This is a genomic window from Hydrocarboniphaga effusa AP103 (assembly GCF_000271305.1).
GTDB classification, from domain to species: Bacteria; Pseudomonadota; Gammaproteobacteria; order Nevskiales; family Nevskiaceae; genus Hydrocarboniphaga; species Hydrocarboniphaga effusa.
Window position 1 is genome coordinate 1,938,912 of the sequence record NZ_AKGD01000001.1, and the last position, 18,195, is coordinate 1,957,106.

At 67.3% G+C, this 18,195-nt stretch carries 12 protein-coding genes; 6 read left to right on the top strand and 6 right to left on the bottom strand.

The window, feature by feature from the left end; translation table 11 throughout:
* The first annotated feature begins 19 nt into the window (after positions 1-19).
* Together WQQ_RS08525 and WQQ_RS08530 are read left to right on the top strand one after the other, a co-directional pair.
* The gene (locus tag WQQ_RS08525) at positions 20-778 is read left to right on the top strand and encodes a sulfite exporter TauE/SafE family protein (RefSeq protein WP_007184742.1); all 759 of its coding nucleotides are present in this window, start codon (positions 20-22) and stop codon (positions 776-778) included.
* Between the two features lie 80 nt (positions 779-858).
* Positions 859-1,275: a PaaI family thioesterase gene (locus tag WQQ_RS08530; RefSeq protein ID WP_007184743.1), complete on the top strand. Its 417-nt coding sequence runs from the start codon at positions 859-861 to the stop codon at positions 1,273-1,275.
* Positions 1,276-1,373: 98 nt separating this feature from the next.
* Here the strand turns inward: WQQ_RS08530 and WQQ_RS08535 are convergent, their stop codons facing one another.
* Positions 1,374-2,669, bottom strand: a complete 1,296-nt coding sequence (locus WQQ_RS08535) for an MFS transporter (RefSeq protein WP_007184745.1) — start codon at positions 2,667-2,669, stop codon at positions 1,374-1,376.
* A 230-nt stretch (positions 2,670-2,899) separates the two neighbouring features.
* On the opposite strand from WQQ_RS08535, the gene WQQ_RS08540 reads away from it, so the two are divergent.
* Positions 2,900-8,629 carry a Calx-beta domain-containing protein gene (locus WQQ_RS08540; RefSeq protein WP_007184746.1) on the top strand — a complete coding sequence of 1,910 codons (5,730 nt, stop codon included), beginning with the start codon at positions 2,900-2,902 and terminating at the stop codon, positions 8,627-8,629.
* Positions 8,630-8,759: 130 nt separating this feature from the next.
* On the opposite strand, the gene WQQ_RS08545 is transcribed toward WQQ_RS08540, so the two are convergent.
* The 3 genes from WQQ_RS08545 to trkA form a co-directional block, all read right to left on the bottom strand.
* Positions 8,760-9,698 carry a homoserine kinase gene (locus tag WQQ_RS08545; protein ID WP_007184747.1) on the bottom strand — a complete coding sequence of 313 codons (939 nt, stop codon included), beginning with the start codon at positions 9,696-9,698 and terminating at the stop codon, positions 8,760-8,762.
* 81 nt (positions 9,699-9,779) lie between these two features.
* A complete protein-coding gene (locus tag WQQ_RS08550) occupies positions 9,780-11,267 on the bottom strand; it encodes a TrkH family potassium uptake protein (RefSeq protein WP_007184748.1) in 1,488 nt (495 codons plus the stop codon).
* A gap of 13 nt (positions 11,268-11,280) precedes the next feature.
* Positions 11,281-12,654, bottom strand: a complete 1,374-nt coding sequence (trkA, locus tag WQQ_RS08555; RefSeq protein WP_007184749.1) for a Trk system potassium transporter TrkA — start codon at positions 12,652-12,654, stop codon at positions 11,281-11,283.
* A gap of 270 nt (positions 12,655-12,924) precedes the next feature.
* Here trkA and WQQ_RS22930 point away from each other — a divergent pair, with 270 nt between their 5' ends.
* The 3 genes from WQQ_RS22930 to WQQ_RS08565 all read left to right on the top strand — a co-directional run bounded on the left by WQQ_RS22930 (position 12,925) and on the right by WQQ_RS08565 (position 15,556).
* A complete protein-coding gene (locus WQQ_RS22930; protein ID WP_007184750.1) occupies positions 12,925-13,470 on the top strand; it encodes a hypothetical protein in 546 nt (181 codons plus the stop codon).
* Positions 13,471-13,595: 125 nt separating this feature from the next.
* Complete coding sequence (locus WQQ_RS24275) at positions 13,596-14,036, top strand: hypothetical protein (RefSeq protein WP_007184751.1); 441 nt, start codon at positions 13,596-13,598, stop codon at positions 14,034-14,036.
* A complete protein-coding gene (locus tag WQQ_RS08565; protein ID WP_040453233.1) occupies positions 13,922-15,556 on the top strand; it encodes an alpha/beta hydrolase family protein in 1,635 nt (544 codons plus the stop codon). Before WQQ_RS24275 ends, WQQ_RS08565 begins: the two co-directional genes overlap by 115 nt.
* Here the strand turns inward: WQQ_RS08565 and WQQ_RS08570 are convergent.
* Positions 15,543-16,940, bottom strand: a complete 1,398-nt coding sequence (locus WQQ_RS08570; RefSeq protein ID WP_007184753.1) for an efflux transporter outer membrane subunit — start codon at positions 16,938-16,940, stop codon at positions 15,543-15,545. The genes WQQ_RS08565 and WQQ_RS08570 overlap by 14 nt on opposite strands.
* Positions 16,937-18,184: an HlyD family secretion protein gene (locus WQQ_RS08575; protein ID WP_007184754.1), complete on the bottom strand. Its 1,248-nt coding sequence runs from the start codon at positions 18,182-18,184 to the stop codon at positions 16,937-16,939. Before WQQ_RS08575 ends, WQQ_RS08570 begins: the two co-directional genes overlap by 4 nt.
* Positions 18,185-18,195 lie beyond the last annotated feature (11 nt).

Sequence of the window (18,195 nt, forward strand, 5' to 3'; positions counted from 1 at the left end):
ACCTCGACCCGACCCACGCGTGAGCGACAGCCTCGGCTTCGTCGCCGCACTGGCGGGCGCGGCCTTTCTGACGTCGACGCTGTCGGGCGTGGCCGGCCTCGGCGGCGGCACCGTCCTGATCGGCCTGTTCTACGCCATCGGGCTTGCGCCGGTGGAAGCGATTCCGCTGTTCGCGGCGGTGCAGCTGGCCTCCAACGCTTCGCGCATGACGGCGTACGTGCGCCATGTCGAATGGAAGGCCACGGGCTGGTTCCTGCTCGCCTCGGTTCCGGCGACCTTCCTGCTCGCGCCGTGGGTACAGCACGTCGACCTGCACTGGACCCAGCTGCTGCTCGCAGCGCTGATCCTGGCCTCGATGCTGCCGAGTGCGGACAGCGGCGCGTCGAAGCTGCCGGAGCCCATGCTGTTCAGCGTCGCCGGCCTGCTCAACGGATCACTCGGTCTGTTCGTCGGCGCGACCGGCCTGTTCGTCGGTCGGCTGTTCCTGCGCCCAGGCTGGCGCAAGGAAACCACCATCGGAACGCTCGCGCTGACGCAGATGCTCGGCCATCTGTTGCGCGTGCTCGCCTACGGCTTCGCGGGCTTCTCGGCGTTCGCCAATCCGCATGTGCTGCTGCCGCTGTGCGCCGCGGTGATCGCCGGCACCATCACCGGCCGCAGGCTGCACGCCCATCTCGACGAGCGCCAGTTCGCGCTGCTGTTCAAGGGCCTGCTGATCGCGCTGTCGCTCAAGCTGCTGTGGGACGGCGTCTCGGGCCTGCTGCGCGTGGGCGGCTGAGAGCATTCACTTTCATGGGTTCTTTGCGGGTGTAGAGTCGAGTGCGCGAGGACCATAACGAGAACGAAACAGGAGACCGCATGACCACCCTGATCAGCGCGAGCGACGTCCAGCAGGCGATTCGCATCGGGCTTCCGTCCACCGAGGACGAGGGGCTCGAAGTGCTCGAAGTCGCGGACGACCGCGCGAGCGTGCGCATTCCGTATCACCCGCGCCAGCTGCGGCCGGGCGACTCGGTTTCCGGCCCGGTGCTGATGGCGGCCGCCGACGCGGCGATGTACGCGGTGCTGCTGGCCGGCGGCGTCGACCAGAACGAAATGGCGCTGACAAGCCAGTTCAACTGCAACTTCCTCACGCGCGCATTGCCGGGCGATGTGATCGCCGAAGCGCGCGTGCTGCGGCGCGGCCGGCGCATGGCGGTGCTGCAGGTCGAGGTGCGCACCACCGGGCGCGAAGACGTGGCGGCGCTCGTCACCGCGACTTACGTGCTGCCGTAAGTCGCTGTCGCCAGTCAGCGCTTCGGAGCCCGAGCCGCTCGGGACGAATCCAGCCCACCCTTTCCCGGATGATGGAGAGGGAGAGCAGCGACACGGCCCTACTCGAGCTTCGCCAGATCCTCGTCCTTGGTCTCGCGCGTGAGCAATAGCGCGACCAGCGTCAGCAGCGCGGCGCCGCTGAGGTAATAGCCGACGCTCGAAAGCCCGTAGTGCGTCGCCAGCGAGGTGGCGATGTACGGCGCCAGCGAGGCACCGACGATGCCGGCGAGATTGAAGGTCAGCGACGAGCCCGTGTAGCGCACCGAAGTCGGGAACAGCTCCGACAGGATGGTGCCGAGCGGCCCGTAGGTGAGGCCCATGAGCGCCAGGCCCACGGTCAGCGCCAGCACCACGCCCTTGTCGCCGCCGCCGAACAGCGCGCCGAAACCGAGGCCGTAGATGACGATCGCGGCGCTGATCCAGATCAGCGAAAAGCGCCGGCCGTAGCGATCGGCGAGCTTGGCCGACAGCGGGATGGTCGCCGCGAAGAACAGGATCGCGAACAGCTGGATCATCAGGAACGTCGGCCGCGCATAGCCCAGCGCCGAGGTGCCCCAGGACAGCGCGAACACCGTCATCAGGTAGAACAGCACGAAGGTGGCCACCGCGACCAGGGTGCCGAGCACGAGTTCGCGCGGGTGATCGCGCAGCACCGCGAGCATCGGCACGCGCACGCGCTCATGGCGGTCGAGCGCCTGCTGGAACACCGGCGTCTCGGTGATCTGCAGGCGCACGTAGAGGCCGAAGATCACCAGCACGCTGCTCGCCACGAACGGAATGCGCCAGCCGTAGCTGAAGAACTGCGCGTCGGACAGCGTCTCCGACAGCAGCAGGAAGATGCCGCCCGAGCACAGGAAGCCGAGCGGCGCGCCGAGCTGCGGGAACATGCCGTACCAGGCGCGCTTGCCGGGCGGAGCGTTCTCGGTGGCCAGCAGCACCGCGCCGCCCCATTCACCGCCCAGGCCCAGGCCCTGGCCGAAGCGGCACAGCGCGAGCAGCGCCGGCGCGAGCACGCCGATGCTCTCGTAGGTCGGCAGCAGGCCGATCACCACGGTCGATCCGCCCATGGTCAGCAGCGCGGCGACCAGCGTGGCCTTGCGGCCGATGCGATCGCCGAAGTGCCCGAACAGCGCCGAGCCGATCGGCCGGGCGAAGAAGGCGATCGCGAAGGTGGCGAGCGATTGCAGCGTCGCCGAGGTGGGGTCGGACGCCGGGAAGAACAGCTTCGGGAACACCAGCACCGCGGCGGTGGCGTAGATGTAGAAATCGAAGAACTCGATGGTGGTGCCGACCAGGCTCGCGAGCAGCACGCGGGACGGTGAATTGCGAGCTGTTGTGGACTGCGATTGCGACATGCGGCTTCCTCGTCACGCCGGCGCTGGTTCGCCGGCTGGTTTGCGGTGTGCGCCCGGACTCGTCGTCGGGCGGCCGCGAAGGCTAGCAGGCCGCCGCCGGGCCGCGACACTGGCCGGTTCTTTCGCCACCTCATGAAAACCTCAGAAATCCCTCAGGCCCACCCAAAGACCCTCGCGACAGCGCCCTCTAGCGTGCCCGCCTCATTGGTTTGGTGTGGGAGAGCAGGATCATGGAGCGTTTCAAAACCTCGGCCGGCCGCGGCATCTGGCTGGCGACTTCGGCAGCGGCCGTGCTGGCGCTGGCCCTCGGCGAGCGGCCTGCGCTGCCGTCATCGGCATCGGCGCCGCTGCGCAGCGAGATCGGCGATCTTGCCCAAGTTGGCCAGATCGGCGAGCGGCTGGCTCGCCTGCCGCTGCAGTTCGAGCATCACGGCGATCGCTTTCTGGCGCGCGGAGCGGGCTACGCGCTCGCGGTCGACGACCGCTCGGCGACCTTGCGCCTGCGCGGTCCGGACGATCGGCTGCACGACCTCGACCTGCGCCTGCGCTCGGCCGCAACGAGCCTGCCGGCCGCCGAAAAGCCGCTCAGGGCGCGCGCCAACTACCTGCTCGGCAACGATCCGTCGCAATGGCGCACCGCGCTGGCGACTTACGGCCAGCTGCGCCAGCGCGAGGTTTATCCGGGCATCGACGCGATCTATTACGGCCGCGATCGCCAGCTCGAATACGACTTCGAAGTGGCCCCGAACGCCGACCCGCAGCGCATCGTCATCGACATCCGCGGCGCACAGGCAGCGCACCTCGACGACGCCGGCGACCTGCAGCTGACGCTGGCCGGCGAAACGCTCACGCAGCATCGGCCGTTCGCCTACCAGCTCGACGCCACCGGACGCGTCGAGCCGATCAGCGCGGGCTACGCGCTCGAAACCACCGCGCAGGGCTACGCACTGCGCTTCGAGCTCGGCGACTACGACCGTTCGCGCGAACTGGTGATCGACCCGGTGCTGCGCTACTCCACGTATCTGGGCGGCGTCGCGGGCGATGACCTCTACGCGGTCACCACGGTCGCCGACGGCGTGATCGTCGCCGGCATCGGCGGCTGCCAGACCTCGAGCGGCGGGCCGAACAGCTTCCCGACCACCGAGGGCGCGTTCGACACGCTCTGCCAGGGGAACCAGGAGGCCTTCGTCGCCAAGCTCGACTACGAACTCGGCGAGCTGCTGTTCTCGACCTACATCGGCGGCCGCAGCGACGACGCGGCCTACGCGGTGACCACCGACGCCGACGGCAACATCATCGTCGGCGGCACCACGCGCGCGGACGGCGCGAGCGGCTTTCCGGTCACCGACGGCGCCTATCAGACCACCGGCCAATACGTCGGCGACGCCTTCATCGCCAAGCTCGATGCCACCGGCTCGCAGCTGCTCTACGGCACGCTGTTCGGCGGCGCGGGCGCGCAGGACATCGTCTACGGCATCGCCGTCGACGCGGCCGGCGACATCGTGTTCGCGGGCCAGGCCGACAACCGCTTCGGCGCCACCTTTCCAGTCACCGAAGGCGCTTACGACACCAGCGCCAACGGCGACTACGACGGCTTCGTCGCCAAGCTGCATCCGGGCGGCGCGGGCCAGGCCGACCTGCTCTGGAGCACGCTGATCGGCGGCACCGAGAAAGAGGAGATTCGTGCGCTCGCACTCGGCAGCGAAGGCATCTACATCGCCGGCTGGTCGGCGCTCGATTTTTCGAGCCCCGATCGCCGCGCGTTCCCGACCACGCCCAACGGCTACGACACCAGCACCAACGGCGACTCCGACGCGTTCTTCTCGGTGCTGTCGCTCGACGGCAGCACGCTCCAGTATTCGACCCTGCTCGGCAGCAGCGGGCCCGATCGCGCGCAGGCGCTCGCGGTGGATGCGCAGGGCCGCGCCTACGTCGGAGGGTTCACCTCGCGGCTCCCGGGCTTCCCGACCACGCCGGGCGCCTACGACCCGAATCGCGATCCGGCCTCGACGCAAGGCTTCGTGCTCAAGATCGACCCGACGCTGTCGGGCAGCGCGAGCCTGGTCTGGTCGACGCTGATCGGCGGCTCGGGCGAGGAATCGGTCGAAGCGCTCGCGGTGCACGCGGACGGCTCGGTCTACGCGGCCGGCTACAGCAGCCATTTCGGCGAGCGCGCGTTCCCCACCACGCCGGGTTCGCTGCAAGCCGAGTCGCGCAGCACCGCGAGCACCAGTTCGGACGCGCGCGACAGCTTCGTCTCGGTGTTCTCGGCCGACGGTTCGCGGCTGCTCTACTCGACACTGCTCGGCGGCAGCTTCGAAGACATCGCGCGCACGCTGGCGTTCGCGGGCGACGGCAGCGTCGTGGTCGCCGGCCGCACCTTCGGCCGCGGCTTCTGGACCTCGCCGCAAGGCGGCGAATATCAATCGCAGCCCTCGGGCGGCACCGACGGCTTCGTCACACGCCTCAACGCGGTCGCCGATTCGAGCGCGCAGTTCACGAGCGCGCGCTTCAGCACGCCGGGCGGCAGCGGAACGCGCGCGACGATCAGCGTGAGCCGCACCGGCAGCAGCGTCGGCGCCTTCAGCGTCAACTACGGCAGCACCGCCGGCACCGCGCATCCGGGCAGCGACTACCGCACTTCGAGCGGCACGCTCGAATGGCTCGATGGCGAATCCGGCAGCAAGACTTACGAAGTGCAGATCCTGAGCGGTGGCGGCGGCCGCACGGTGAACCTCTCGCTCGGCAGCCCGAGCGGCGTGCTCGGCTCGCCGAGCAAGGCGATCCTGCAGATCGGCGACGCGCCCTCTCCGGGCACGCTGAGTTTCGATCCGAGCGAATACAGCATCGGTGAAGGCGACGGCGAAGCCGTCATCACGATCACGCGCACCGGCGGCAGCGCGGGCGAAGTCAGCGCGCGCGTGATCACCGTCGACGGCAGCGCGACCGCCGGCGAGGACTACACGCCGGTCGATACGCTGGTGGTGTTCGAAGACGAAGACGTCGCGCCCAAGACCGTGCGCGTGGCGATCATCGACGATCGCCTCGTCGAAGATCAGGAGTCCGTGCGCCTGCGCATGAGCGAAGTCGTCGGCGCCGAAACCGACGAGGACCAAGCCGATGTCTACATCCACGACAACGACGAGCCGCCCAAGCCCGGCACGCTGCAGTTCGCGGTGAGCAGCGTCGAAACCGGCGAGAACGCGGGCATGCTCGGCATCGAAGTGACGCGCAGCGGTGGCAGCGACGGTGCGGTCAGCGCGCTCGTGCGCACTCGCAACGGCACCGCGCTGTCGGGCTCGGATTATTTGCCGCTCGAAACACGCGTGAACTTCGCCGACGGCGACGCGGCGACCAAGACCGTGTTCGTGAGCATCACCGACGATGCGCTCGATGAAGACGACGAGCACTTCGAACTCACGCTCACGGGTGCCAACGGCGGTGCGAGCATCGGCGAGCTCGATCTGACGCGCGTGAGCATCGTCGACAACGACGAACCGCCGACGCTGAGCTTCGTGCAGGCGACGTCGATCGCGAGCGAGGCCGATGGCATCGTCAAAGTCATCGCGCGGCTGTCCGCACCGAGTGGTCGCGCGGTTTACGCGCTGTACTCGCTAGCCGGTACCGCGGAGCTCGGCGCCGATTACGGGCTCGCATCCGATCGCGTCTACTTCGCGCCCGGCGCGACCGAGCATGCGATCGACATCGCGCTCGTCGACGACACACGCGTCGAGCCCGACGAAACCCTGATCTTCTCGCTGCAGACACCCGAGAATGCGACGCTGGGTGAACAGCGCACGCACACGCTGACGATCACGAGCGACGACAGCGTGCGGGCCGGTTCGCTGCATTTCGCAGCCGAGCTGCTGCGCGTCGACGAATCCGCCGGCACCGTGAGCATCGGCATCACCCGCAGCGAAGCCAGCGAATCGGCCGTCAGCGTGCGTGTGCGCAGCTTCGATGGAACCGCGACTGCGGGCTCCGATTACGAAGCCGTCGACACCGTCGTGAACTTCGCCGACGGCGAAGCCGGCACCAAGACCATCACGCTGCGCATCCTCGACGACAGCATCGCCGAGCCCACCGAAAGCTTCGGCCTGAGCTTGTCCGAAGCCAGCGGCGGAGCGGCGATCGGCTCGCCGTCGAGCATCGTGGTCGGCATCATCGACAACGATGCGCCGCCGTCCCCGGGCAAGCTGCAGTTCGCGCTCGCGGACTATCGCGTCAATGAAAACGCGGGCAACGCGGCGATCACGGTGACGCGCACCGAGGGCAGTGCCGGTGCGGTTTCCGCGAGCTTCGGCACCGCGGCGATCAGTGCCACCGCCGGAGCGGATTATCAGGAGGTGACGACGCAGGTGACTTTCGCCGATGGCGATACCACGCCTAAGACCGTGCTCGTTCCGATCATCGACGACAACCTCGACGAGGCCGACGAAACCGTGTCGCTGCGCTTGTCCGCGCCCACCGGCGGCGCCACGCTGGGCCTCGCCGAAGCACGCCTCACGATCAGCGACGACGACGCGCCGTATCAAGCGGGCGTGATCGCGTTGAGCGCGATCGACTACGCCATCGCGGAGAACGCGGGCCCGGTGCAGATCACCTTGTTGCGCAGCGATGGTGGCGATGGCGCAGCGAGCGTTCGCCTGGTCACCAGCGACGAAAGCGCCTTGTCGCCCGCTGATTACGCCGCGACCGACACGCTCGTGCAATGGGCCGACGGCGATGTCGCGCCGAAGACGGTGACGATCGCGATCGTCAACGACACGCTCGTCGAAGGCGCGGAGCGTTTCGTGATCACGCTGTCGCAGCCGACCGGCGCAGGCCTGGGCGAGATCGCGAGCGGCCACGTCACCATCGTCGACGACGATCTGGCTCCGCAACCGCTGCCGGGCGCGCTGCGCTTCGAAGCGGCGACCGCGAACGTCGATGAAGGCGCGGGTCGCATCGTGCTGCGCGTGAATCGCGTCGGTGGCAGCGACGGTACGGTGCGCGTGCGCTATGCGACGCAAAACGGCAGCGCGAACGCGGGCAGCGATTTCGAAGCGGCAAGCGGCCTGCTGACCTGGGCTGCGGGCGACACCGCGGCGAAGACCGTTGCGATCGACATCGCCGACGATGCCCTGGCCGAAGGCAACGAGCAGTTCACGCTCACGCTGTCCGCGCCCGAAGGCGGCGCGATGATCGGCACGCCGGGCAACGTGACCGTGACGATCGTCGACAACGATCGCAGTGAGCTCGAAGGCAAGTCGGGCGGTGGTGCCTTCGGTGGCGGATTGATCGCGCTGCTCGGCTTCGCCGCGCTGCTGCGTCGTTCGGGCAAGACGCTGATCGCGGCGCTGACGGCGGGCCTGCTGGCGATGCTGCCGATGTTCGCGAATGCAGCCGACACGGCGCTCGAATCACCGCGCTGGTACGCCGGTGTGCGTGGCGGGCCGGCGCACATCGATATCAACGATGCGCTGTTGCGCGATCAGCTCGCTGCGGCCGGCTACGAGGCGAACGTGAAAACCGACAAGCAGGATGCCTACGGCGCGATCTATGCGGGCTGGTGGCTGATGCCGAACTACGCGATCGAGCTCGCGCTATTCGATCTGGGCGAGTACCGCACGCGTATCGACAGCGCGAACCCCGACGCGCTCGGCATCGCGAACGCGATCGTCGACGAGCTGCCGGGTTCTTCACGCGGCCTTTCGCTGAGTGTGCGCCCGCTGATTCCGCTCAAGCCGCGCCTGTTCCTCGACGTGCGCGGAGGCCTGGGCTATGGCTGGCAGAAAGCCGTGGTGGAAGGCGAAGGCCTGCGCGTGAGCAGGCGCGACCACAGTTTCGGTGCCAACGGCTCCATCGGCCTGCTCGCACACTTCGGCAAGTTGCGAATCGGCTTCGGCGCCGAAGCCTATGTACCCGGACAGGGCAGCAGCTTCTATCCGCTCTACGGATCGCTCGAGTACGGGTTCTGAGAAGCCGGGAGACGGGGAACGGGAGATGGGAGATGGGAGATGTAGAAGCGGGACAGCACCGCGCGCCGTTGCAGCTAGCGCTTTTGCCTTTACGTCTCCCGTCTCCCGTTGTTGCCCGTCTCCCGGCCTCTCACAACGCCATCGGCGCGTGCGTGCGATGGTGTTCGAGGATGCGCCGATACGCGTTGGGGTCTTTCATGTGCACGACGTCGCCTTCGCGCGGGAAGGTCCAGTCCCAGAGGCGCGAGAGCCAGAAGCGCAAGGCCGCGGCGCGCAGCACCAGCGGCCAGGCGTCGCTCTCGGCCGGCGTGATGCCGCGACGCGAGCGATACGCGCTCACCATCGCGTTCCAGCGCGCCGCATTCGGCGCGCCTTCGGGTTCGGTGCACCAGTCGTTGAGCGTGATCGCGAGGTCGTAGAGCAGCGAATCGTTGCAGGCATAGTAGAAGTCGATGAGCCCGGTGAGCCGGTCATCGACGAACAGCACGTTGTCGCGGAACAGGTCGGCGTGGATCACGCCCTGCGGCAGCGTGTTCCAGTCAAGCGCCGCTTGTGCGCGCAGCTCGTCCTCGATCAGCGCACGCGTATCCGCGTCGACGTGCGCGAGCAGGCCGCGGCCGGTGTTCTCGCGCCAGGCGACGCCGCGCGAGTTTTCGCAGCGGCCCGGATACGAAGCGGTCGCCACGTGCAGCTCTCCGAGCGAGCGCCCCACCTGCTTGCACTGCTCGAGCGTCGGAAACAGCACCGACTGGCCCACCAGGCGGCGTACCATCGCGGCCGGCTTGCCGTTGAGCGAGACCAGGTTCTCGCCCGCGTGCGTGCGCGCCGGCATCGCGCCGGGCAGGCCGCGCGAGGCGATGTGATCCATCAGCCCGAGAAAGAACGGCAGGTCCGCGTAGTTGAGCCGCTCGAACAGCGTCAGCACCCAGCGCCCGTCGGTGGTATCGACGAAATAATTGGTGTTCTCCACCCCTTCGCCGATGCCCTGGAAGCCGATCAGCTCGCCCACCGGATATTGCTTGAGGAAGTCCTGCAATTCGGTGTGGCTGACTTTGGTGAAGACCGACATAAGGATCGTGGCGGCAAATGGAAGCCGGATTCTAGCCTGTCGTCGCAAGGCCCAAGGCGCCGGCCCGTGGGCGACCGGACTTCAGCGCCGCCAGAACGCCGGCGTGAACACCACCAGCAGCGTGAAGATTTCGAGCCGGCCGAGCAGCATCGCGAAGATCATGATCCATTTGCCGGCCGTGCTGACGCCGGCCATGTTGGCGTAGACCGAGCCCAGGCCCGGGCCAGCGTTGTTGATCGCCGAGGCCACCGCCGAGAACGCGGTCACCGTGTCGAGCCCGGTGCCGACCATCGCGAAGGTCAGGATGATGGTGAGCCCGACGTAGACCGAAAAGAAGCCGCCGACCGCGTAGACGATGTCGTTCGACACCGTCTTGCCGTCGATCTTGATGAGCAATTGCGCGCTCGGATGCACGAGCCGCTGCAGCTCGCGCAGCGCCTGCTTCACGAACAGGATCAGGCGGATCATCTTGACGCCGCCGGCGGTCGAGCCCGAACAGCCGAACATGAAGCTCGCGAGCATCACGAGCAACGGCGTGTAGCTCGGCCAGTTCGTCGGATCGGCCGTCGCGAAGCCGGCGTCGGTACCGTAGGCCACAAGCTGGAACACGCCGTGGCGGATCGCCTCGCCGGGCGTGTAAGTGCCGTAGGCGATCAGCGGCACGCAGACGAACACCGCGAACACCGCGAACAGCGTCAAAAAGGTGCGGAACTCGCCGTTGCGCAGATGCACGCTCAGGCTGCGCCGCTGCCAGGCCATGTAATGCAGCGTGAAATTGCTCGCCGCGATCAGCATGAAGACGATCGTCGCGATCTCGATCGGCAGGCTGTCGAAGTAGCCGATGCTCGCGTCGTGCGTCGAGAAGCCGCCGGCCGACAGCGTCGAGAACGCATGGCAGATCGCATCGAACGGACTCATGCCGAGCGCCCAGAACACCAGCGCGCAGATCAGCGTGAGCGTGGCGTAGACCAACCACAGCACGCGCGCGGTTTCGGTGATGCGCGGCGTGAGCTTGGAGTTCTTCATCGGGCCGGGCGTCTCGGCCATGTACAGCTGCATGCCGCCGACACCGAGCATCGGCAGCACCGCGACCGCGAGCACGATGATGCCCATGCCGCCGAGCCAGTGCAGCTGCACGCGGTAGTAGTTGAGCGAATGCGGTAGCTCGTCGACGCCCTGCGCGACCACCGTCGAGCCCGTGGTCGTCAGCCCCGAGACCGATTCGAACACCGCGTCGGTGATGCTGTGCCAGGCCGAATCGGTGAAGTAGAACGGAATCGCACCGAAGGTTCCGAGCACGGTCCAGAACAACACCGTGATCAGAAAGCCATCGCGCACCTTGAGCTCGCTGCGCACCTTGCGTGCCGGCAGCCAGATCAGCGTGCCGGTGATCAGCGTGATCCACATCGCCGCGATGAAAGCGTGGAATTTGGATTCGCCGTAAATCAGATCGACGCCGATCGGCGGCAGCATCGTCAGCGAGAACAGCATCAGCAGCAGGCCGACGATGCGCTGCACCGAGACGAAGCGTTTGACCGAGTTCGAACGCCGGTTGTAGTCGCTGTACAAGGGCGCGTCCGCTCTAGAGGAACGAAACGCCGACCTGGAACAGCCGCTCGACGTCGCGCGTGTGCTTCTTGTCGACGAGGAACAGGATCACGTGGTCGTCGGCCTGAATCACGGTGTCGTGATGCGCGATGATCACCTCGTCGCCACGCACCACCGCGCCGATCGTCGAGCCCGGCGGCAGCTTGATCTCCTCGATACGGCGGCCGACCACCTTGCTGCTCTTGCGATCGCCATGCGCCACCGCCTCGATCGCCTCGGCCGCGCCACGACGCAGCGAATGCACGCGCACTACGTCGCCACGGCGCACGTGCGCGAGCAATGCGGAAACCGTCGACTGCTGCGGCGAAATGGCGATGTCGATCGCGCCGCCTTCGACGAGATCGACATACGACAGGCGATTGATCAGCGACAGCGCCTTGCGCGCGCCGAGCCGCTTGGCGAGCATCGCCGACAGGATGTTGGCCTCGTCGTCGTTGGTGACTGCGCAGAACACATCGACGTCCTCGATGTTCTCTTCGAGCAGCAGCTGTTCGTTGGCCGCGTCTCCGCAGAGCACGATGCTGCGCGAGAGCTGTTCGGACAGGAACGTGGTGCGATCGCGATTGCGCTCGATGATCTTCACCTGCATCTGCGCTTCGAGCGCCTTGGCCAGCCGCAAGCCGATGTTGCCGCCACCTGCGAGCATCACGCGCTTGACCGGTTTGTCCTGCTTGCGCAGCTCCGACATGATCCGGCGAATGTGCTCGCTCGCGGCGATGAAGAAGACCTCGTCCTCGGCCTCGATGATGGTGTCGCCTTCGGGCAGGATCGGCCGGCCGCGGCGATAGATCGCGGCGACGCGCGCCTCGATGTCGGGCAGGTGCTGCGGCAGCTCCTTGAGCTGGCGCGAGACCAGCGGGCCGCCGTAATAGGCCTTCACGCCGACCAGGCGCACGCGGCCATTGGCGAAATCCACTACCTGCAGCGAACCCGGATACTCGATCAGCCGATGGATGTAATCGGTCACGAGCTGCTCGGGCGAGATGTGCAGGTCCACCGACAGCGCGTCCTGCTCGAACAGCTTGCCGTCCTGCAGATACTCCTGCGAGCGCACGCGCGCGATCTTGGTCGGCGTCTGGAACAAGGTGTAGGCCACCTTGCAGGCGAGCATGTTGGTCTCGTCGCTGTCGGTGACCGCGATGACCATTTCGGCATCGTCGGCACCGGCCCGGCGCAGCACTTCGGGGTAGGAGGCGAAACCGTGGACGGTTCGGATGTCGAGCCGCTCGCCGAGCTCGGCCAGATGGGCGGTGTTCTTGTCGACGACGGTGATGTCGTTCGACTCTCTTGCGAGGTTTTCGGCCAGCGTACCGCCGACCTGCCCAGCACCCAGGATGATGATTTTCACTCGGCCAACGGTCGGTTTCGGGACGCGATGGGCGCGAACCTTACGCCCGGTATTGTTGCGGTGCAAGAACGCCCTTACGGGCGAACGCGGGGCCGGCGGCGCCAACGGTGTACAAAGCTCCACGCGCTCGACGGGTGGTTCGTGCAAACTGCGAGCCGATTCAGCTGTCGGTCGGGCAGCTTGCAAAAGCCTACGCCCACTCGATGTGAGCATTTCTCGACTTCGCAGTTTTCGACTCCTTTCCCTCGTTGTTCCCCTCGGAGCATCCCCATGAACAAAACCACCGTCCTGATCCTCGCCCTCTCGCTGAGCGCACCGGCCGCTTTCGCCGCCGAAATCGGCGTCGGAGCGGGCGCGAGCGTGCAGACCGGCAACACCACCGTGCAGACCGGTGCCCAGGCCAAGGCCGACGCCGACGCAGCCGCCGCGCTCGCTGCCGGAGCCGGTGCCAAAGCCCAGGGCGCGCTGTCGACGGGCGCCTCGACCGGCCAGGGCCTCGGCGCCGGCGTCGGCGGTGCCGCGAGCGCGGCCGGCGACAAGGCCAAGCAGTTCGGCGGCGCCACCAAGGACGCCGCGGTCGGCACCGGCCACGCGGTTCACGACGGCGCGGTCAAGGCCGGCCAGAAGACCAGGGAAGCCGGCGGCAAGGCTGTCGACAAGACCGGCGAAGTGGCCGGCAAGACCGCCAAGAAGACCAAGGGCGTGCTCGGCGGCGTGGCGAGCGGCGTCGGCTCCACCGTCGGCGCGGTGGGCTCCACGGTCGGTTCGACCTCGGTCAGCGCCGACGTCGATGCGAGCGTCAAAGCCGGTCAGTAAGAACGGTTTGGGTTGAAGAACAGGGCCGGCTTCTGCCGGCCTTGTTCGTTTCTGCCCTCCGGCCACGAGCCCGCGGCTTGCTTCAATTGGTAACCTGCCGGCTCCTTGGGGAGGGAAGCGGCGGGATGAACAAAGCAGCCTGGATCTGGAAGTGCGCCGCCGTCTTCGCTGGCTTGCTGGGTTGGCTGCCGGCCCAGGCCGGCTCCGCCGCGGACATTCCGCTCGCGGTATTCGCGGCGCATCCCGATTTCGTCGAAGTACGGCTCTCGCCGACCGGCGATTACGTGGCCGCGGTCATGCGCGACGACGAGCGCAGCCAGCTGGTGGTGCTGCGTACCGCGACGATGGAAGCCAGCCTGCGCCTGCAACTGCCGGTGAAGCAGCACGTCGACGACATCTGGTGGGCCTCGCCGAAGCGGCTGGTGCTGTCGGGCGCCGTGCAGGCCGACGGATGGGCGGCGCCGCGGCGCAAGGCGATCTGTTCGCCGTCGATTACGACGGCCAGAACCCGCGCTACCTCTCCGGCGATCGCGACGGACAGATCGATCGCGCCTTCGGCTGGATGATCGACCCGATCGCCGACAACGACGCCGACGTGCTGGTGCTGCTGGAGCATTACCGCTCGCGCGATCGCGGCGAGGCGCTGTCGGCGTACAGGCTCAACGTCGACGCGGGCAGCCGCGTCCGAGTCGCCACCGCGCCGATCAAAGGCAAGGCGACCTTCGCGGCCGATACCAGCGGCCGCGTGCTGAGCGTCTCGGTGCTCGACAACGAAGGCCGACACCATCTGTACTGGCGACGCGACGAAGCCTCGGACTGGAGCGAGCTGCAAGCGCCCGCGGGCCTGCGCGTCGAAGTCGAGCGCATCCTGCCCGACGGCAGCGTGCTCTACGCGCAGACGCAGACGAGCGGGCCGGCCCAAAGCTGCCTCGTGCGCCGCGCGGGCGGCACGCTGCTGGGCGGTGCGGTTCTGGGCTGCACGCGCGGCTCGCTCAACGTCGTCTATTCGTTCGATCGCCGCGAGCCGATCGCCTTGCGGGTTTACGAAAACGAACGGGCGCGTTTGCAGTACCTGGAGAGCGCGCATCCGGACCGCGCCATTCTGCAAATGCTCGAACGCGATCTGGCGAAGGATTCGGCGCTCTATCTCGACTACACGCGCGATGGCGCCAAAGCGATGGTCAAGGTGATGAGCGATCGCGACGCGGGCACCTATTACCTGTTCGATCGCGCACGCAACCAGGTGCAGCACCTGCTGTCTTCGCGCGACAAGATCGATCCGGCCGCGATGTCGCCGCGGCGCTCTCTGAAACTGCCCGCGGCGGCGGCATCGGACACCGCCTATCTCACGCTGCCGATCGCGAACAACAAGCCCGGCGCGAGCAAGCCGCCGTTGATCGTCAAGCTGAAAGGCCTCTACGGAGCCACTGCCGGCTGGACCTGGAACGCCGATACGCAGGCGCTCGCCAGCCGCGGCTATGCGGTGCTCGACATCGACAACTACGACAGCGAAGCGCGACGCAACCAGACGCAACAGACGCCGCAACCCGATCCCGCGATCGGGCTCGCCGGCACGCTGATCGACAATCTCGAATGGCTGCGCAAGCAAGGGCAGATCGACGGCGATCGCATCTGCATCCACGGCGAGGCTTACGGCGCGTACCTCGCGCTCACTGCGGCGACGCAAAAGCCATCGCTGTTCCGCTGCATCGTCGATGAAGGCGGCATCGTCGATATCGAGTCCTGGCGCAAGGACAGCTTCCTGTCCGAGACGGCCTACGGACGCAGCCTGATCGCGCTGTACATGAGCGGCATCGGCAGCACCCTCTCCTCTCCGGTGGATGCGGTGGCCAAGCTCACCGCGCCGCTGCTGCTGATCCACGGGCGGCTGGATGCGACCGTGCCCTTTGGTCAGGCCAAGCAGCTCATGAAAGCCCTCGATCGCCACGACATCGCGTACGAAAAGTACATCGAAGACAACGAAGCCCACGGCTTCTATCAGCAAGCGCATCGGACGCAGCGCTACGAGCGACTGCTGGCTTTCTTCGACCGTCACCTCGGCCGCGCTGCGGCTAAGGCTCCGTAGGCGGTGGCGGTGCGGTGGTCGGCGCGCTCCAGCCACCACCGAGTACGCGATACAGGTTCACGAGGTTGAGCAGCTGGCTCTCGCGCACCGAGATCGCCGACAGCTCGGTGTTGTAGAGATTGCGCTGGGCGTCGAGCTCTTCGAGATACGACGAATAGCCGGCGCGAAAGCGATCGTGCGCGAGCGTCAGCGAGCGGCCCAGAATCTCGCGACGGTTATGCAGGCGCTCGATCTGCGCCCGGTAGCTGTCCACGCCGGCGAGCGCGTTCTCCACTTCGCCGAAAGCACGCAGCGTCACGCCGCGATACGCGAACGCGGCCTGGTCGCGCTGCGCGGTCGCCGCATCGAATTGCGAGCGGATGCGGCCGGCATTGAAGATCGGAGCGAGCACGCTGCCGCCGATGCTCCAGACCTGCACCGGGTCGTAGTCGAGCGCATCGACATACAAGCGGCCCACGCTCGCGGACAACGAGACCGACGGCAGAAAATCCGCGCGTCTTGCAGCGAGCGTCGTATCGGCCGCGGCGAGTGCGAGCTCGGCTTGAACCAGATCGGGCCGGCGCCTCAGCAAGGTCGAAGGCAGCACGGCCGGAATTTCGGGTGGCTGGATTTCGATCAATGGAAGCCCACGCTCGATCGGCCCCGGCAAATCGCCGGTCAGCAGGCGAATGGCGTTTTCCTGCCGGCGAATCGCGAACTCGATTTGCGGCACGGCTTGCTGCACCGCTTCGAACTCGGACTGCGCCTGCGAAAGCTCCAGCTGCGAGGTGTAGCCGACGCGTGCGCGATCGGTGAACAGGTCGAGCGCGCGCTGACGCGACTCGACGGTTTTCCGAGTCACGAGCAGCTGCGTATCGAGCGACACCAGCGTCAGGTATGCACTGGCGGTTTGCGCGGCGAGCGACAGCGCGGCCGCATCGCGCTCGGCATGCGTCGCCGCATATTGCAGCTGCGCCGCGCGCTCGAGCTTGGCGAGCCGGCCCCACAAATCGAGCTCCCACGCAGCGCTGAGCTGCGGCTGGATCGCGCTGCCGATGCTTTCGCCGAGATCGCCGAGCGTGCGCGTGCGCTGCGCACCGATTGCCGCATTGAGCGAAGGCCAGCGCGCCGAACTCGCGATACCGAGCTGCGCGCGCGCCTGCTCGACGCGAGCCGAGGACACCAGCAGATCGGTATTGTGGGCGAGCGCCGCATCGACGAGTTTGATCAGCGCCGGATCGTTGAACGCCTTCCACCATTGCGCATCGACTTCACCGGTGGCGACATCGGGCTCGCGCCAGGCATCGGGCACGCTGATCCTGGCTTGCGCAGGCGCCTCGCGCTTCGCAGGAACGCAAGCCGCAAGCGTCAGAGCAAGCGCGACAGCGCCGCGATGCCGCTTCACCGCGTCGGCTCCGCCTGAGCATCGTCCGCTGCACTCGCGGTATCGACACGCGTGATCACCGACATGCCGGGGCGCAGTCGCTCGACGAGTTTCTGATCCGCATCGATCGCGATGCGCACCGGAATGCGCTGCACGACCTTGGTGAAATTGCCGGTGGCATTGTCGGGCCGCAGCACGCTGAACTCCGAGCCCGTCGCAGGCGAAAAGCGCTCGACACGTCCGGTGAAATGCGCGCCGTCGAGTGCATCGACCGAGAACGTCGCACGCTGGCCGATCGCCATGTTCGCGGTCTGCGTTTCCTTGTAGTTCGCGATCACCCACAGCGTCCTGGGCACCACGTACAACAGTTGCGAACCCGCCGCCACGTACTGGCCGAGCCGCACCGACACTTCGCTGAGCTGGCCGTCGTCGGGTGCGACGATGCGCGTGTTGTCGAGGTTGATGCGCGCGAGCTTCACCTGCGCTTCGGCCGCACGCACCGCGGCTTCGAGGCCGCCGCGCGAAACGCCGGTGGCCTTGAAGCTTTCCTGCGCGATGTGGATCGCAGCTTGTGCGGACGCCACTCGCGCCTGCGCTGCGCGCGCGGTCGCGGTGATCTGGTCGCGCTCGCGCTCGGACACCGAGCCGCGTTCGATGAGCTCGTCGGCGCGGCCCTGATCGGCCTTGGCCCTGTCGAACTCCGCGCGCGCCGAACCGAGCTCGGCCTTGCGTGATTCGATGGTCGCCTGGTTCGACGCGAGCGATTGCTCGGCGTTGGCGAGTTCGGCCTTGCGCGCATCGAGCTGGGCGAGTGCCTGGTCGAGCTGCTGCGAGTAAATGCGATCGTCGATGCGCAGCAGCAGCTGTCCGCGCGTGACCTTGTCGAAGTCGTGCACGAGCACGTCGACGACGTAGCCGTTGACCTGCGGCGCGAGCACGGTGACCTGCCCGCGCACGTAGCTGTTCTCGGTCGTCATCACCGGCGTGGCGAACGGCCACAGCCGCCAGGCACGCAGGATCAGCAGCACGCCGATCAGCGCGATGACCGCCATGATCACGATCGTGCGCGGCCTCGCCTGCAGGGTCTTCGGTGCGTTCGGATCGATCGTCGGTCCGCTGATCGGTGGCGACATGCCACCGGCTTCGGCGCGCTGCTGCGCTTTTTCGGCACCGGCCGCGGTCCCCGTCGTTTCGTTGACGCTGACCGGCCCGTCGCCGATGGCGGGCGCCTGATCGGCTGCGGGGTCTTTGCTGTTCTGGTTCATGGATCCCTTTG